The sequence below is a fragment of the Streptomyces sp. NPDC090088 genome (genome assembly GCF_044747345.1).
Classification (GTDB): Bacteria; Actinomycetota; Actinomycetes; order Streptomycetales; family Streptomycetaceae; genus Streptomyces.
In genome coordinates this window covers 466165-481718 of the sequence record NZ_JBIVDZ010000004.1, presented here as the reverse complement: position 1 = coordinate 481718, position 15554 = coordinate 466165, and the positions used below count along the sequence as shown (strand labels likewise).

Genomic DNA, 15554 nt, shown 5'->3' with positions numbered 1-15554 from the left:
GGATCCCCGTGGCGGAAGGAGCGCCCTCCGGTCGCTCCTGCCGCGTGCGCCCGCCGACCGCGTGCCCCGGCGGGCGCGACGCCATGGGGTCGGTCCGAGAGTCCGGCGGTATGCGACCCCGGCCTCGGCCGGGTCCTGACATCGGGGCCCACCCGGTCGCGAGTGCCGGGCACGACGCGGTCGCTCCACGACCTTCGCGAGCCCTGGGCAGATGGCCGACTACGGGCGCCACGGCGACGAAATGCCCTCCGGTGCGGTGTTTTCCGCCCGGGGGGCTGTCGGTCGCGGGGCAGATCTGCTTATGCTCCCCGTGTTCCAAATCCTAGACCGTTGTACCGATTAATGAAAAGAGCCGTCTGTGAAGCTCCGCAGCGCACAGTGGTACGCGGGTCAGGACCGCAACGCCTACATCCACCGGGCCTGGATGCGCCGAGGCGTGCCCGCCGACGCGTTCACGGGCCGACCGCAGATCGCCATTGCGAACACCGCCTCCGACCTGACCCCGTGCAACGCGCACCTGAACGAGGTCGCCGCCTCCGTCCGCAACGGTGTGTACGAGGCGGGCGGCATCCCGCTGGACCTTCCCGTGATCTCCCTGGGCGAGACCCAGATGCGCCCCACCGCCATGCTCTGGCGCAACATGGCGGCCATGGCCACGGAGGAGATGCTCCGGGCCAACCCCATCGACGGCGTCGTCCTGCTCGGCGGCTGCGACAAGACGATCCCCTCGCTGCTGATGGCCGCCGCCTCCGTCGACCTGCCCGCCGTCGTCGTCCCCGGCGGCCCCATGCTGACCGGCACCTTCCGGGGCGCGCCGCTCGGCTGCGGCACCGATGTGTGGCGGCTGTCGGAGGAGGTCAGGGCCGGCACGCTGTCGAACGAGGAGTTCACCCGCTCCGAGTCCGCGATGATCCGCAGCCGCGGACACTGCAACACCATGGGCACCGCGTCCACGATGGCCATCGTCGCCGAGGCGCTCGGCACGACCGTGCCCGGCACCGCGGGCATCCCCGCCCCCGACAGTCGCCTCCTGGAGGCCGCACACGGCACCGGCCGCCTCGCGGTGGACATGGTCGCCGCCGACCGCAGGCCCGGAACCTTCCTGACCAGGGCCTCCTTCCACAACGCCATCGTGGCCCTCGCGGCCGTCGGCGGCTCCACCAACGCCGTCGTCCACCTCTTGGCGATCGCCGGCCGTCTCGGCATCGACCTGACCCTGGACGACTTCGACCGCATCGGCTCCCGGGTACCCGTCCTGGTGGACCTGCTGCCGGCCGGACGCTTCCTCATGGACGACTTCCACCGGGCCGGCGGTCTGCTCGCCGTTCTGCGTGAGGTCCGCGACCTGCTCGATCCCGAGGCACTGACCGTCACCGGCACCCCGTTGGTGGACCATCTCGACGACGCCCCGATCTGGGACCCCGAGGTGATCCGCACCAGGGAGAAGCCGCTGGTGGCCGAGGGCGGCATCGCCGTCCTGCGCGGCAGCCTCGCCCCGCAGGGCGCCCTCGTCAAACCGGCGGCGGCCTCGCCCCACCTGCTGCGCCATCGCGGCAAGGCGGTCGTCTTCGACAGCATCGAGGACTTCCACGCCCGCGTCGACGACCCGGACCTGGACATCGACGCCGACTCCGTCATGGTCCTGCGCGGCTGCGGCCCCAAGGGCTATCCGGGCATGCCGGAGGTCTCCAACATGCCCCTGCCGAGGAAGCTGCTCGAACAGGGCGTGCGCGACATGGTCCGCGTCTGCGACGGCCGGATGAGCGGCACCGCCTACGGCACGGTCGTGCTGCACGTGACACCCGAGGCCGCCGCAGGCGGACCCCTCGCCCTGGTACGCACCGGAGACATCATCAGCCTGGACGTGCAGGCCCGCCGTATCGACCTCGAAGTGCCCGCCGACGAACTCGCCCGACGCACCCCCAACGAGGCGACCGTCGCCGGCTTCGCCGCCCCGGGTCGCGGCTGGGAGCGGCTCTACGTCGACCACGTCCAGCAGGCCGACACCGGAGCCGACCTGGACTTCCTCACCGGGTCCAGCGGCTCGGAGGTCAGTCGTGAGTCGCACTGACCGCCCCCGGGTCGCACCGGCGGTCCAGCCCGGCCACCCGCTCGCCGCCGACGCGGCCCTGCTGGCCCGACTGGAGTCGGCGGCTCCGGGCGCGGTCACCGGCCGCGCCTCGGACCGGCTGTCCTTCGCCCACGACGCCTCGCACTACCTGCTCGTCCCGCAGGCCCTCGTCGCCCCTCGTGACATGGCCCAGGTCGCCGCTCTGATGAGGACGGCCGGCGCGCACGGACTCCGGCTGACCTTCCGTTCCGGTGGTACCAGCCTGTCCGGGCAGGCCACCAATGACGGCGTCCTGGTCGACACCCGCCGCAACTTCCGGGGGATCGAGATCCTCGACGACGGCGCACGCGTCCGCGTACAGCCCGGAGCGACCGTGCGCGCGGTCAACAACCGGCTCGCCCGCCACGGCCGCAGGCTCGGCCCGGACCCGGCCAGCGAGTCCGCCTGCACGATCGGCGGAGTCGTCGCCAACAACTCCTCCGGCATGACGTGCGGTACAGAGGCCAACACCTACCGGACGCTGGAGTCCGCCGTCCTGGTGCTGCCGAGCGGTACCGTGCTCGGCACCGGAGCCGCCGACGCCGACGACCGCCTGCGCGCCCTGGAACCCGACCTCCATGAGGGTCTCGCCCGTCTGCGCGACCGGGTGCGGGGCAACCCGGCGTCGGTCAGGACCATCGAGAAGCTGTACTCGATCAAGAACACGATGGGCCTCGGAGTCAACTCCTTCGTCGACCACACCCGTCCGGCCGACATCCTCCTGCACCTGGTGATCGGCAGCGAGGGCACGCTCGCCTTCGTCGCCGAAGCGACGTTCCGCACCGTCCCGGCCCACCCGCATGCCGCCACCGCGCTGCTGCTCTTCTCCGACCTCGCCGCCGCCACCGGGTCGTTGCCGGCCCTCGTCGACACCGGCTTCACCACGATCGAACTGCTCGACGCCACCAGCCTGAGCGTCGCCCGTCAGGACCCCCGCGCGAGCGCCGCGCTGCGCGAGCTCACGGTACGGGACCACGCCGCGCTGCTGGTCGAGCACCAGAGCCCGTCGGGCGAGGAACTCTCCGACCTCGTCGACACCTCGTCGCGCCTCATCGCAGGCCTTCCCCTGGCGGCCCCCGCGGAGCTGAGCACCGATTCGGTCGCCCGGGCGGCACTGTGGCACATCCGCAAGGGGCTCTACACGGCGGTCGCCGGCGCCCGCCCGTCCGGGACGACAGCGTTGTTGGAGGACATCGCCGTCCCGGTCGAGGCGCTGTTGCCGACCTGCTCGGAGCTGACCGGACTGTTCGACAGCCACGGCTACGGCGGCAGCGTCATCTTCGGCCATGCGAAGGACGGCAACGTCCACTTCCTGCTCAACGAGGACTTCGACGCGCCCGGCAACGTCGACCGCTACCTGCGCTTCACCGAGGACATGGCCGACCTGGTGCTCGGCGCCGGCGGCACCCTCAAGGCAGAACACGGCACGGGACGCATCATGGCGCCCTACGTCCGCCGGCAGTACGGCGACGAGCTCTACGACGTCATGTGCGAGGTCAAACGGCTACTCGACCCGCTCGGCCTGCTCAACCCCGGAGTGCTGCTGGACGAGGACCCGGCCGGGCACATCAGCCACCTCAAGTCCACGCCCACCGTCGAGGCCGAGGTCGACCGGTGTGTGGAGTGCGGCTACTGCGAACCGGTCTGCCCGAGCCAGGACCTCACCACCTCCCCACGCCGACGGATCGTGCTGCGCCGGGAGATCGCGCGGGCCAAGGAGACGGGCGACACCGGGCTGCTCGCCGAACTGGAACGGGAACACCAGTACGACGCAGTCGACACATGTGCCGTCGACGGCATGTGCGCGACCGCCTGCCCGGTCGGCATCGACACCGGTGACCTGACACGCAGACTGCGTGCGGAGCAGCGTGGCCGGACCGAACAGAAAGTGTGGGCGTACGCGGCCCGGCACTGGGACGGCGTCACCAGAGGGGCCGCGACAGCGCTGACCGCCGCGAGTACCGTGCCCGACGCGCTGCCCACGCGGATCACCGCGGCCGGGCGGGCGCTGCTCGGCGCGGACACGGTGCCCGCCTGGTCCGCCGACCTGCCGCGTGGCGGCAGCCGGCGCCGCCCCGTGCGGACGCGGACACCACAGGCGGTGTACTTCCCGGCCTGCCTCTCCACGATGTTCGCACCGGCCGACCCCGAGGCGGGACCGGGAGTCCGGGACGCCTTCCTGGCCCTGTGCCGGCGAGCCGGTGTGGAAGTCCGGGTGCCGGCCGAGATCGCCTCGCTGTGCTGTGGCACGCCCTGGAAGTCGAAGGGCCTGACCGACGGACACACGGCCATGCGCGACCGCGTCCTGCCCGTCCTGCGCGAGGCCACCGACAACGGTGCGTTGCCCGTCGTGGTCGACGCCGCCTCGTGTACCGAGGGACTGGCCCGCATGCTCGCCGAGGAGGCCCTCCGAGTCGTGGACGCGGTGGAGTTCGTCGACACGACCGTGCTGCCCGGGCTGCCCCGGGCCCGCCGTCTTCCCTCGGTGGTCGTCCATCCCACCTGCTCCTCCACACAGCTCGGCCTCAACCCGGCGCTGCTGCGGGTGGCGGCCGCGGTCGCCGAGGAGGTCGTGCAACCCGAGGACTGGAGCTGCTGCGCCTTCGCCGGTGACCGGGGCCTGCTGCACCCGGAACTCACCGCATCGGCGACGGCGGCCGAGGCACGAGCCGTACTGCGGCATCCGGCAGCCGCCCACGCCTCCGTCAACAGGACCTGCGAAATCGGCATGACCAGAGCGACCGGCCATCCTTACCGCCATCTGCTGGAGCTCCTCGACGACGCGACACGTCCTCACCTGTGAGCAGGGCGGCTCCGGTGGAATCGAGAGCCCGCAGCACGTCGTCGGACATCGAAGGGACACTGCCGATCGCCTCGGCCAGGACCGAGCGCGGCTCCGATCGCCTCTTTCCAACGACGGTGCGGCCAAGAACCGGGGCTTGGGACGGCCCAGTCTCCTCAGCCGTTCACGGGACTCAGCCTCATGACCGCCGTATCCGGAGCTCCGATTCACTCCGCTCCTTCGAATCACCAGGCCACACCCACCCGACCGGAAGGCAGGACACCCTATGAACGCCAGAACCGCCCTCGTGACAGGCGGTGCGCGCGGGCTGGGCGCCGCCGCCGCCGAGCGTCTGCGCGCCGACGGGCTGAAGGTGACGACACTCGACCTCGGAGATGCCGACGTATGCGTCGACATCACCGACGAAGCGGCACTGCGTGATGCGGCCGACGGCGTAGGGCCGGTGGACGTGCTGGTCAACTCGGCCGGCATCGTCGGGCCGAACAAGCCACTGCTGGAGACCGTGCGCGACGAATGGCAGCGCGTCCTCGACGTCAACGTCATGGGGACGGTGAACACCATGCGTCTGTTCGTGCCAGGCATGCGGGAGAGGGGCTGGGGCAGAGTCGTCAACTTCGCCAGCATGGCCGGCAAGGACGGCAACCCCAACCTCTCCGCCTACTCGGCCTCCAAGGCCGCCGTCATCGCGCTCACCAAGGCCGCCGGCAAGGAACTTGCCACCAGCGGGGTCCTGGTCAACGTGATCACGCCCGCCGTCATCGCCACACCGATGAACGCGACCACCGCGCCGGAGGTACTGGAGCGCCTCGCCGGCCTGATCCCCATGGGTCGCATCGGACGCCCTGAGGAGGTGGCCGAACTCGTCGCGTTCCTCGCCTCCGACCGCGTCAGCTTCTCCACCGGCGCCGTGTACGACATCAGCGGGGGGCGTGCCACCTACTGAACCGCTGTACACCGGCCGTGCACGGTCCGGCTCTGGACGGGTCCATCACCGTGCGGCGGAGAGGGAGAGCCGCGGCGCAGAGCGGCAGTTCGTGTCTCCTATAAGGACGCGTCGGACGCCGCGCTGATCTGCCCGCCGCCCACGGCCACGGGGAAGGATCCGGACCGGCGTGCTCCGGCGCATGGCGGCGGGCGCCGACCGCGTTCGTGCGTGAGGGCTCCTAGCCGGTGCTGCTACAGCCAGCCCAGGTCTCGTGCGCGCGGCGCTGCCTGGAACCGGGTCGTGGCGCCGAGTTCGCGCATGAGGTGGGCGACCCTGCGTTGCGCGGTGCGAAGGCTACAGCCGAGCGAGCGGGCGATGTGCTCGTCGGTGAACCCTGCGGACAGCAGGGCGAGCATGCGGCTGGGCGACCTCTTGCCGCTGTGAGCGTTCGGTGGCGGCCGGAGAGAGCCATCACGGTCACAGCCGTGGCGGGGTCATGATGAAGTGCGCTTCGACGTGTGCGGTCACGGTCTGCCGTTCGGGTCGGAGATCGATGGCGAGGGATGCTTCAGGAGCGAAGCCGTCCCCGGCACCGCGCGGTGCCATCTGGTCGAAGAGGTCGTCGTGGGTGGACGGGGCGCCGGTGGTCAGGCCGCTGTCGGAGAGTTCGACGAGAGCGACGAGGCCGGCGTCGAGGGTGGAGGCGTATTCACGAGCGCGTTGCACGGCATCGTGGACGGCGGCGCGGCGGCACTGGCGGTGCACGGGTGATCCGGGGCGCAGGCCCCACCAGCAGCCGTCCACGTCGGTGAGGTCGAGGTCGGCGAGCCGGGCGGTGAGTTCGCCGAGTGCGGAGAAGTCGGTGAGTTCGACGATGGTGTGGACGTGGCCGTGGTAGGCGCGGACGCGTTCGCGGCGGCCGTGTTCGGCGAGTTCCGGGGTGATGGACAGGACGCTGGTTTCCATGCGTTCGACGGCGTTGCCGTAGCCCAGGACGAGGTCGGCTGCGAGGGCGTTTCGGCGGCTGAGGTCGGCGAGGGTGGCGCGGCGGTCGGTCCCCCGGGCTCTCACGGTGACGCCGATACCGGCGAATTCGGGGTCGACTTCGAGGTGCGCTTCTCCACGGACGGCGACGCGTGGGGCGTCGGGAGTGCCGTAGGGGTGGGCAGGTTGCTCCTGCATGGCGGGGCCGTTCCTCAGGGCGGTGGGAGTGGTTCTCATGCTCGGCGGTTCTGGGGGCAGCGCAGCCGCGGCCCGGCCGTCGGTGTCCACGCGGTTGCGACCGTGCGGCCGGTGCCGGCGTCGTGTCAGACCGGCACGCAGCGGGTGGGCTCGTCAGCAGGTCCTGCCGCCGCCGGTGACGAGACGAAGGTTGACGGGCGGGCCCTGCGACGGCACTCCGTGGAGCGAGGTCTCCCAGGTCGGGCCGAGCCTGTCCCCGCCGAGCAGGGTCGCGACGCTCGGGTAGTACGCGTCGCCCATGTTGCTCTCGTCAGTGGCCCAGATGAGGATGAGCTCGTCGTCGAACGCCCCGTGCATCGACGGGACGCGCCGAATGCCGATCTTGGCGGTGAACTTTCCGACCAGCGGATTCGCCTTGGTGCGGTTGAGCGGGGCGAAGCAGGAGCCCTTCGCGCTGCGGACGGCGCTGGTCGCGTTGGTGATCCTTCCGGTCAGTTGTCCGCGCTCCGGCGAGCCCGCGAACTCGATGCGGACGGGAAGGGTCGCGGTGAGGCTGTAGTCGCCCTGGCGGGTGCGGACACCGATGGTCCCCTCCATGGCCCGGCCGCCGAAGACGGCGCGAAGGACGGCGTTCTCCTCGATGTCCGCAACCGGCTTGATCTCGGTGACCTTGCCCTTGGCGATGGTCGCGAGATAGATCGTGTTCGCATAGTCGGTACGGCCGCCGTTGGCCTCCGCTTCCAGCCTCCTGGTGACGGCGGCGGTGAGCGGCAGGTCACCGCCGCGGGTGTGGAACGCCGGGACGCCGCGCTTGAGGGCTCCGTAGCGCTGGGTTCGGGACGGGTCGCCCGGGAGCCGTACCGGCTTCGTCCCGGGGAACGGTTTCGTGCAGTGCACGATGCCGTTTCGCTGGGTGGAGGCTGCGCAGATCCCGGAGAGGGCCCTCGGCGAGGTGCTGCCGCCGCCCGGGTCCGTGGCGGCATTGCTGATTCCGCATCCGGTGAGCACCAGGGCGGCGAGCGCGCCGGCCGCGGTCAGGCGCCTGGCAGGGGGGCTCGTGGTCGTGTTCATGGCCGAGAGCTTGCCCGGCAGTGCCTGAAACGGTCCTGAGAGGGGTCTTCAGGATTCCTTCAGGTCCGATGGTGGAAGCTGGGTCGATGCGCTTGCTACTGGTCGAGGACGAACAGCGACTGGCCGACGTCATCAAGTCCGGACTGGTGGACAAGGGTTTCGCCGTGGACGTGGTCGGTGACGGCAGTGAGGCTGTCTGGATGGCCGGCGAGCACCGGTACGACGCGATCGTGCTGGACGTGATGCTGCCGGGTCTCAACGGTTTCGCCGTGTGCCGGAAGCTGCGCGAAGCCGGCAACTGGACGCCCATCATGATGCTGACCGCGATGGACGGTGAACTCGACGAGGTTCAGTCGCTGGACAGCGGCGCCGACGACTACCTGGCCAAACCGTTCTCCTTCGCGGTGCTGCTGGCCCGGCTGCGGGCCTTGGTCCGCCGCGGGGCGCAGGAACGACCCGCCGTCATCGAGGTGGGGGATCTGCAGGTGGACCCGGCGGCGGCATGCGCCCGGCGTGGCGGCGTACACATCGCGCTGACCCCCAAGGAGTTCGCGGTGCTCCATCTGCTGGCCCGCCGGGCGGGCCAGGTGGTGACCAAGGCGGAACTGCTCCAGCACGCCTGGGATTTCGCTTTTGAGGGCGATCCCAACATCGTCGAGGTCTACGTCAGCGCCCTGCGCCGGAAGATCGACGCGCCGTTCGGCGTCCGCACCCTGGCGACCGTGCGGGGCAGCGGCTATCTGCTGGAGCTTCCGTGAACCGGCTGTCGGTGCGGATACGGGTGACCCTGGCCGCGACCGTCATCGTCGCCACGGTGCTCACCTCGGCATCCCTGGTGTTGATCCTCACGATGCGCCACAGTCTGGAAGCCGGCGTCGCCGATCAGGCCACCCGGAAGGTCAGGGCCAGCGCCTCGGCGCTCAAGGAGGACCCGCCCGTCGACGCGGCTCCACCGGGCGGGGTGGACGGCTCGGAGCCGACGCCGGAGGAGAGCGACCACACCGCCGGGACGGACGAGGAGAAGGTGGTGCTGGCCGACGGCTATGCGACCGCCAGCACGGTCGTGGACACCGCCGACGGCCCGAAGACGGTGAGGGCCAAGGTCTCGCTGGCCCCCGTGCGGAACGCCCTCAGCACGCTCGAACGACTGCTCCTGCTCGGTGTTCCGGCACTGGTGGCGCTGATGGCCGCGATGACGTGGCAGCTGATGGGCCGCGCGATGGCCCCCGTGGAGTCGATCAGGGCGACCTTCGCCGACATCACCGCCAAGAACCTCCACCGGCGGGTGCCCGAGCCGATGACCCGCGACGAGGTGGCACGTCTCGCGCAGACCATGAACGCCACCCTGGGCCAACTGGAGTCGGCGGTCGAGCGGCACCAGCAGTTCGTCGCAGATGCCGCCCACGAACTGCGCAACCCGGTGGCCACCCTGAGCGCACGACTCGAACTCGGGATGCGTCAGGCGCCCGGCCTTGTCACCGAGGCGCTGACCGACGTGGCCCGCATCAAGGAGCTGACCGGTGATCTGCTGCTGCTCGCCCGGCTCGACGGCGGCGAACCCCTGATCGGCACCGAGGTCGATCTGGCTCAGGTGGCGGCCGAGGCCGTCGCCCGCCCGGCCCCCGTGAAGATCGCACTGGAGCTGGAGTCCGACGTCCTGGTGACCGGCTCCCGCTCTCACCTGGAGCGCATGGTCGCCAACCTCGTGGCCAACGCGGTCCGCCATGCCGCCTCCCGGGTCACGGTCCGGGTCACCGCCGATGGGATCGACGTCATCGACGACGGCCCGGGCATCCCGGCCGCCTCCCGTGAGCGGGTGTTCCAGCGCTTCCACCGCCTGGACGAAGCCCGGGCACGGGACGCGGGCGGCTCCGGACTCGGCCTGGCCATCGCCCGCGACATCGCCACCGCCCACGGAGGGACCCTCGTGGTCAGGGACACCCCCAAGGGCGCGCACCTGTCGTTCCGCATCACCGCGCCGGACGGGCCGGGCAGCCGGGCGACAGGCAGCCTGATCCGAGGAGGCCATCCGACGCCGAGGTGAGGGGGGAGAACTGCGGGAGCCGGCCCGGGCACGCGATGTTCCGGGGCCCGCACAGTGCGGAGGGTGGCCGACTGGCGGGTCGGCCACCCTCCTGTGAGACGCGGCCCGGCTCAGCTCGGTGCCGACCCGAGCCGCTGGACGATCGGTTCGAACTCCGCGTAGGTGCTGACCAGCGGGGCCGACTCCCACGTCTGCTGGGCCATCACGCGCAGGCGCGGGAAGAGCGACTCGGCGGTCTTCTCCTCGGTCCAGGTGCTGGACGCGGCGCCGTCGTTCCAGAAGTGCACGGCGGAGCCGAGGAGGTTGGGCTCGGTGGCGTCGAGGTCGTGGAACGGAAAACCGGTGCCGTAGTCGTCGAAGTACGCGAAACCGTGGAACCTGTTGGCGGTCCAGTTCTCGTACAGGGCGCGCGGGGTGGCCGCGGCGGGCTTGAGGTAGTCGGGGTAGTCGTACGTGGGGAAGAAGCTGGCGTTGAAGACGGTGTAGCCCTGGGAGACGAGGTCCTGGGGTGCCACCGGATTGGTGCTCGGGATCGGGGTGTTGAGGTCGGTCCACCACTGCACGACGACGCTCTCGTCGACCGGGAAGGCGACATCGGCGGTGAAGGTGTCGTTCCAGACGCGGAGCGTCTTTCCGCGGGACCGAACCAACTTGTTGAACTCGTTGACCAGATGGCGGATTCCGTCCTGCGCCGTGGCCGACGAGCCGAGTTCCTGCTGGGCGTACCTCCCCAGCTGGGGGTAGTTCGCGAACTGCGCTTCGCCGAGGAACTCGTCGGCGCCCATGTGCCAGTAGGGACCGGGGAACAGCGGCAGGTACTCCTCGACGAGGTCGCGCAGGAAGCGACGCGCGGCGGGGACGGAGTAGTCGATCTTGGTGGCGGTGACGTTGCCGTCCGCGTCCTTGAGCTGGAACTCGGGGTGGGCCTTGAGGGCATAGCCCAGGTGGCCCGGCATGTCGATCTCGGGCACCACGGTGATGTGGTGCCGCGTCGCCAGCTCGATCAGGCTGCGCACCTGCTGCTTGGTGAGGTGCTCCGCCGACTCCAGACCGTGGCGGCTCTCGATACGCCAGCCCTCGTCGTCGCTGAAGTGCCAGTGCAGGTAGTTGAGCTTCAGGTAGGCCATGTCCTTGATCTGCGACACGAACCAGTCGTACGAGTGGTGCTTACGGGCGGTGTCGATCATCAGGCCGCGCTCGGCGTAGCGGGGCCAGTCACGGGCCGTGCCCGCGGCGATGCTGGTGTCCTGCCGCAGGAGTTGGAGAAGGGTGCGGGTCCCGTAGAAGACGCCGGCCGACGCCCTCGCGCTCACGCGGACACTCTTGTCCACGGTCAGCTGATACCCCTCGGTGCCGAGCACGGCGTCCGCCGCACGCAGGTCGAGCGCGATGTCACCGTCGCGCGGCGCGGCGTCCGTCACCACGACCGGGGCGTCGTGGCCGGTCAGCGCCCGCAGATCCTCGGCGAAGACCTGGGCGTCGCTCCGCAGACGGCGCGAGTCGGCGGCGCGGACGACGATGCGTGCGGACGGGCCGATCCGGAAAGCACCCGAGCCGGCGGTCCACTCCCGAAGCGCGGGGATCGTGGACGGCCTGGACGCCACCTCGTCGGCAGTGGAGGACGAGGAGAGTGGAGCGGCGTTCGCCGTCTGCGCCACCGCCACGCCGGCGAACACGCCGAGCCCGCCCGCCAGTATGCGGCGTCTGCTGAAACCGTTGTCGGTCAAAGCCAGTTCCCTTCTCGATGGGATGCCCGGCCGACTGGCCGGGCATCGAGATCACGGACATGAACAGGGAGCCCTCGCGCTCCGTCGGAACGCCGGTTTCGGGGCTACTTCACGGCACCCGCCGAGAGCCCGGACTGCCAGAACCGCTGAAGCAGCAGGAACGCGACGACGAGGGGGATGATCGATATCAGGGCACCGGTGATGACCACGGAGAACAGTGCCTGCGCTCCACCGCCCGCGTTGGCGGTGGCGTTCATCTGGGCGAGTCCGACCGTGACCGGGTACCACTTCGGGTTGCTGATCATGACCAGCGGCAGGAAGTAGTTGTTCCAGGTCGACACGAGGGAGAACAGGAACACCGTGGTGAATCCCGGCACGGTCATCGGCAGTGCGATACGGAAGAAGATCTTGGCTTCGCTCGCGCCGTCGATGCGCCCGGCCTCCAGGATCTCGTCGGGCACCGAGTCACCCACATAGGCCCGCATCAGGTAGATGCCGATGGGGTTGACCAGCGACGGCAGGATCACGGCCCAGGGGGTATCGGTCAGTCCCGCCTTGCTGAACAGCAGGTAGGTCGGGATGGCCAGCGCTGTCGTCGGCACGGCGATCGTGCCGAGGATCAGGGTGAACATCCCGGACCGGCCGAAGAAGGCGAACTTGGAGAACCCGTACCCGGCCGAGGTCGCGAGCAGGGCCGCCCCCAGGGCGCCGGCGATCGAGTACCAGGCGGAGTTGGCCATCCAGTGCCAGAACACGCCGTCGGAGTAGGCGAAGACGGCCCGGACGTTGTCGAACAGGTTGAAGTGTCCGGAGAACCAGAACCCGAAGGAGTCGAAGAGATCTCCGTTCGTCTTGGTCGCGGAGACGACCAGCCAGAAGAACGGCACCAGGAAGTAGCAGAAGAAGGCCAGGAGGAAGGCGGTCGCGATGACCGACTTACGGTCCTTGCGCCGCCGGGTCCGGGCGGCCGGTGGCGCCGGTGCGTGTGCGACGGCGGGTGCGTCGAGGGTCTTGGTCACCGCGGCCTCCTCAGCTTTCCGAGGCCGAAGACCACGTACGTCGCCACGAGGATGACGAGGCCGAGTGCGAAGGACACCGCGGCGGCGTAGTTGGTCTGCTGATCGGTGAAGGCGAGGTTGTAGACATACAGGTTCGGTGTCCAGTCGGGTGTGATGGCCGCCCCGGCGGACGGGATGAGCACCTGCGGTTCGTTGAACAGCTGGAACGCGCCGATGATCGAGAACAGCAGGATCACTCCGAGGGCCGGCCGCAGCAGGGGCAGCTTGACGTACAGCGCGGTGCGGATCGGACCGGCGCCGTCGAGCGCTGCGGCCTCGTAGAGCTCTCCGGGAATGGCCTGGAGCGCCGCGTACAGGATGATCATGTTGTAGCCGGTGAACTCCCACGTCACGACGTTGGCGATCGAGGGGAGCAGGTGGCCGGCCGACAGGAAGTCCGGGTTGGCCAGTCCCATGTGCTCGGCGAGCTGGGTGAAGGCGCCGAACTTCCGGCCGTACATGTAGCCCCACAGGAGGCTGGCGACGACCGCCGGAACCGCGTACGGGACGAAGAACGCCAGCCGGAACACCTTCGGTGCCCACACCCGTCCCGAGTCGATGAGGAGGGCGAAGACGGTGGCGAGCACCATCGAGAGGGGAACTTGGACGAAGAAGAACTTCACGATCCGGGCCAGGCCCGCGCGCAGTTGTGGGTCGTGGAAGGCGTCGACGTAGTTGTCGAGGCCGGTGAAGACCGTTCCTCCGACGATCTGGGTACGGAACAGGCTCAGGTACCCGGCATAACCGAGCGGAGCCACGAACATCGCGACGAACACGATCATGAACGGTGCGACGAAGAGGAAGCCTGCCAGGCCGTGCGGCCGGCGCTGTCGGGGGCGTCCGCGACGCCCGGGAAGTGCGAGAGCCATGACTCAGCCGGTCACCTTGAAGCCCTGCTTGCGGGCGTAGGAGGTGAGCGATTCCTGCCACGCGTCCAGGGCGTCCGACAGGGACTTCTTGCGTGTCAGGGCGGTGCCGACGGTCGGGTTGTAGCTGCTGGTGACGTAGTCGTTGAACGGGCTCCACTGGAAGTCCGGGCTGACCGTCGCGGAGTACTGCGAGAACAGCTGGTTGACCTGCTGGCCGCCGAAGAAGGCGGACTTCTGCCCGACGTACGCGGGGTTGCTCAGCGTGCTGCGCAGGGGCGGGAACAGCGACAGGTCGGTCGCCATGCTCAGGGACGACTGCTTGTCGTGGTTGATGAACATGGCGAGGGCGGCGGCTGCCTCGGGGTGCTTCGTCTGCGCGGTGACCGCGTTCGTCGAGCCGCCCCAGTTGCCCGACACCGATGCCCCGTCGCTCCACTGGGGAATGGGCGCCACACGCCACTTGCCGGCGCTCTTCGCGGCGGCGCCCTGCAGGAAGAGCGGAGCCCAGCCGGCGGTGACCCAGGTGGCGTAGGTGCCCTTGGTCAGACCGGCGTACCAGTCGTTGTTGAAGTCCGGGTCGGCCGAGACGATGCCCTGCTGCACGAGGGGGGTCCAGAAGCCGGCCAGCTGCTTCATCTTCGCGGAGTTGACGCCGATGGTGACGTTCGTCCCGTTCACCGAGAAGGGGCGGGCGCCCGCCTGCCAGGCCAGGCCCAGCCAGTTCGGGGCGTCGTTGTCGGGCAGGTTCGTCATCGAGATGCCGGAGTTCGCGGCGTGCAGCTTGCGGCCCTGCGCGGCGAACTCCTCCCAGGTCTCGGGAACGCGCAGACCGTAGTGGTCGAAGACGTCCTTGCGGTAGAGCATGCCCATCGGACCGGTGTCCTGCGGAATCGCGTAGACCTTGTCGCCGGTGGACACCTGCTTCCACGTCCAGTCGACGAAGTCGTCCTTGAGGTCACCCGCGCCGTACGGCGCCAGGTCCAGCAGGTCCTTGGTGATCACGAACGCGCTCAGGGTGTCGAGCCCGATCTGGACCACGTCCGGCGCACCCTGGCCTGCCTTGAGCGCCGTCCTGAGCTTCTTGTACTCGTCGGCGCTCTGGCCGGCGTTGACGATCTTGACCTTGATGCTGGGGTACTTCGCCTCGAACATCGCCACTTGCTTCTTCAGATCGACCCAGGTCCAGAAGGTGATCTCGGTCGGCTTCTTCAGCGCGGCCGCCATGCTCGCCGACGACATGGGCTTGACGGACTTGTCGGACGAGCTGCCGGAGCCGGAACAGGCGGTCAGCGCGGTTCCCGCTGTGGCCATCGCGCTCGTGGCGAGGAAGGAGCGGCGACTCCATGCTCTCGAAGTGTTCTTCGGCTGACTGGTCATGACTGGCGCTCTCCCTCTTCCGGGCGATCTGACGCCCAGGTGCTGTCGAACATCGACCGCGTCGGACACTGCATGTCGGCATACAGCGGCTGCGTCGCCCGGTCTGGGACGCATGGGTTCACATCACGCCGCCACCGAGGTGTCGGCGGACGGCGACCCTGGTTCCGAAGGTCACTCAAGCCGGTTCCTCGGCCCGGGTGACACTCACCGTGGGATTCGGAACCGTCACCTGGCCCGTATCGCCGGGCCGCGGGACCGGGCGCGACGGCGACCGCTCTGCGATCCCCGTCCGCGCTTTGACTACGAAGTCAAGCGGTACCTTGAATCGTCGGACGCACTGAAGTCAAGAGGGGCGTCGTGCCTATTTTTCCGGCTTTGGATGACGGAC

General features: G+C 69.7%; 12 protein-coding genes. 5 read left to right on the top strand and 7 right to left on the bottom strand.

Features of this window, described 5'->3' with window-relative positions; genetic code table 11:
- The first annotated feature begins 358 nt into the window (after positions 1-358).
- The 3 genes from ACIPSJ_RS22250 (at position 359) to ACIPSJ_RS22240 (ending at position 5856) form a co-directional block, all read left to right on the top strand.
- Positions 359-2071, top strand: coding sequence for an IlvD/Edd family dehydratase (locus ACIPSJ_RS22250; protein WP_401348015.1), 1713 nt, complete (start codon positions 359-361; stop codon positions 2069-2071).
- Entirely contained in the window at positions 2058-4913 is a 2856-nt protein-coding gene (locus tag ACIPSJ_RS22245) for an FAD-binding and (Fe-S)-binding domain-containing protein (protein WP_401348012.1), read from the top strand. Before ACIPSJ_RS22250 ends, ACIPSJ_RS22245 begins: the two co-directional genes overlap by 14 nt.
- Before the next feature lie 265 nt (positions 4914-5178).
- The gene (locus ACIPSJ_RS22240; RefSeq protein ID WP_401348010.1) at positions 5179-5856 is read left to right on the top strand and encodes an SDR family NAD(P)-dependent oxidoreductase; all 678 of its coding nucleotides are present in this window, start codon (positions 5179-5181) and stop codon (positions 5854-5856) included.
- A 233-nt stretch (positions 5857-6089) separates the two neighbouring features.
- Here ACIPSJ_RS22240 and ACIPSJ_RS22235 read toward each other — a convergent pair whose 3' ends face one another.
- The 3 genes from ACIPSJ_RS22235 to ACIPSJ_RS22225 form a co-directional block, all read right to left on the bottom strand.
- Positions 6090-6254, bottom strand: coding sequence for a LuxR C-terminal-related transcriptional regulator (locus ACIPSJ_RS22235; RefSeq protein WP_401348009.1), 165 nt, complete (start codon positions 6252-6254; stop codon positions 6090-6092).
- 61 nt (positions 6255-6315) lie between these two features.
- On the bottom strand, positions 6316-7020 hold the full coding sequence (locus ACIPSJ_RS22230; RefSeq protein WP_401348007.1) for an SIMPL domain-containing protein: 705 nt from the start codon (positions 7018-7020) through the stop codon (positions 6316-6318).
- Between the two features lie 153 nt (positions 7021-7173).
- Positions 7174-8091 carry a hypothetical protein gene (locus ACIPSJ_RS22225; RefSeq protein WP_401348005.1) on the bottom strand — a complete coding sequence of 306 codons (918 nt, stop codon included), beginning with the start codon at positions 8089-8091 and terminating at the stop codon, positions 7174-7176.
- Positions 8092-8177: 86 nt separating this feature from the next.
- Between ACIPSJ_RS22225 and ACIPSJ_RS22220 the strand changes: the two genes are divergently transcribed.
- Positions 8178-8849: a response regulator transcription factor gene (locus tag ACIPSJ_RS22220; RefSeq protein ID WP_401348003.1), complete on the top strand. Its 672-nt coding sequence runs from the start codon at positions 8178-8180 to the stop codon at positions 8847-8849.
- Complete coding sequence (locus ACIPSJ_RS22215) at positions 8846-10135, top strand: ATP-binding protein (protein ID WP_401348001.1); 1290 nt, start codon at positions 8846-8848, stop codon at positions 10133-10135. The genes ACIPSJ_RS22220 and ACIPSJ_RS22215 overlap by 4 nt, the downstream gene beginning before the upstream one ends.
- A 110-nt stretch (positions 10136-10245) precedes the next feature.
- Here the strand turns inward: ACIPSJ_RS22215 and ACIPSJ_RS22210 are convergent, their stop codons facing one another.
- The 4 genes from ACIPSJ_RS22210 to ACIPSJ_RS22195 form a co-directional block, all read right to left on the bottom strand.
- A complete protein-coding gene (locus tag ACIPSJ_RS22210; protein WP_401348000.1) occupies positions 10246-11862 on the bottom strand; it encodes a family 20 glycosylhydrolase in 1617 nt (538 codons plus the stop codon).
- 104 nt (positions 11863-11966) lie between these two features.
- Complete coding sequence (locus ACIPSJ_RS22205) at positions 11967-12881, bottom strand: carbohydrate ABC transporter permease (RefSeq protein ID WP_359219327.1); 915 nt, start codon at positions 12879-12881, stop codon at positions 11967-11969.
- Entirely contained in the window at positions 12878-13789 is a 912-nt protein-coding gene (locus ACIPSJ_RS22200; RefSeq protein ID WP_401347997.1) for a carbohydrate ABC transporter permease, read from the bottom strand. The genes ACIPSJ_RS22205 and ACIPSJ_RS22200 overlap by 4 nt, the downstream gene beginning before the upstream one ends.
- Before the next feature lie 3 nt (positions 13790-13792).
- A complete protein-coding gene (locus tag ACIPSJ_RS22195) occupies positions 13793-15166 on the bottom strand; it encodes an extracellular solute-binding protein (protein WP_359219323.1) in 1374 nt (457 codons plus the stop codon).
- Positions 15167-15554: the final 388 nt, after the last annotated feature.

Coding starts and splice junctions, on each gene's coding strand:
- ACIPSJ_RS22240 (WP_401348010.1), top strand. CDS start 5,179: ATGAACGCCAGAACCGCCCTCGTGACAGGCGGTGCGCGCGGGCTGGGC.
- ACIPSJ_RS22235 (WP_401348009.1), bottom strand. CDS start 6,254: ATGCTCGCCCTGCTGTCCGCAGGGTTCACCGACGAGCACATCGCCCGC.
- ACIPSJ_RS22230 (WP_401348007.1), bottom strand. CDS start 7,020: ATGCAGGAGCAACCTGCCCACCCCTACGGCACTCCCGACGCCCCACGC.
- ACIPSJ_RS22225 (WP_401348005.1), bottom strand. CDS start 8,091: ATGAACACGACCACGAGCCCCCCTGCCAGGCGCCTGACCGCGGCCGGC.
- ACIPSJ_RS22220 (WP_401348003.1), top strand. CDS start 8,178: ATGCGCTTGCTACTGGTCGAGGACGAACAGCGACTGGCCGACGTCATC.
- ACIPSJ_RS22200 (WP_401347997.1), bottom strand. CDS start 13,789: ATGGCTCTCGCACTTCCCGGGCGTCGCGGACGCCCCCGACAGCGCCGG.
- ACIPSJ_RS22195 (WP_359219323.1), bottom strand. CDS start 15,166: ATGACCAGTCAGCCGAAGAACACTTCGAGAGCATGGAGTCGCCGCTCC.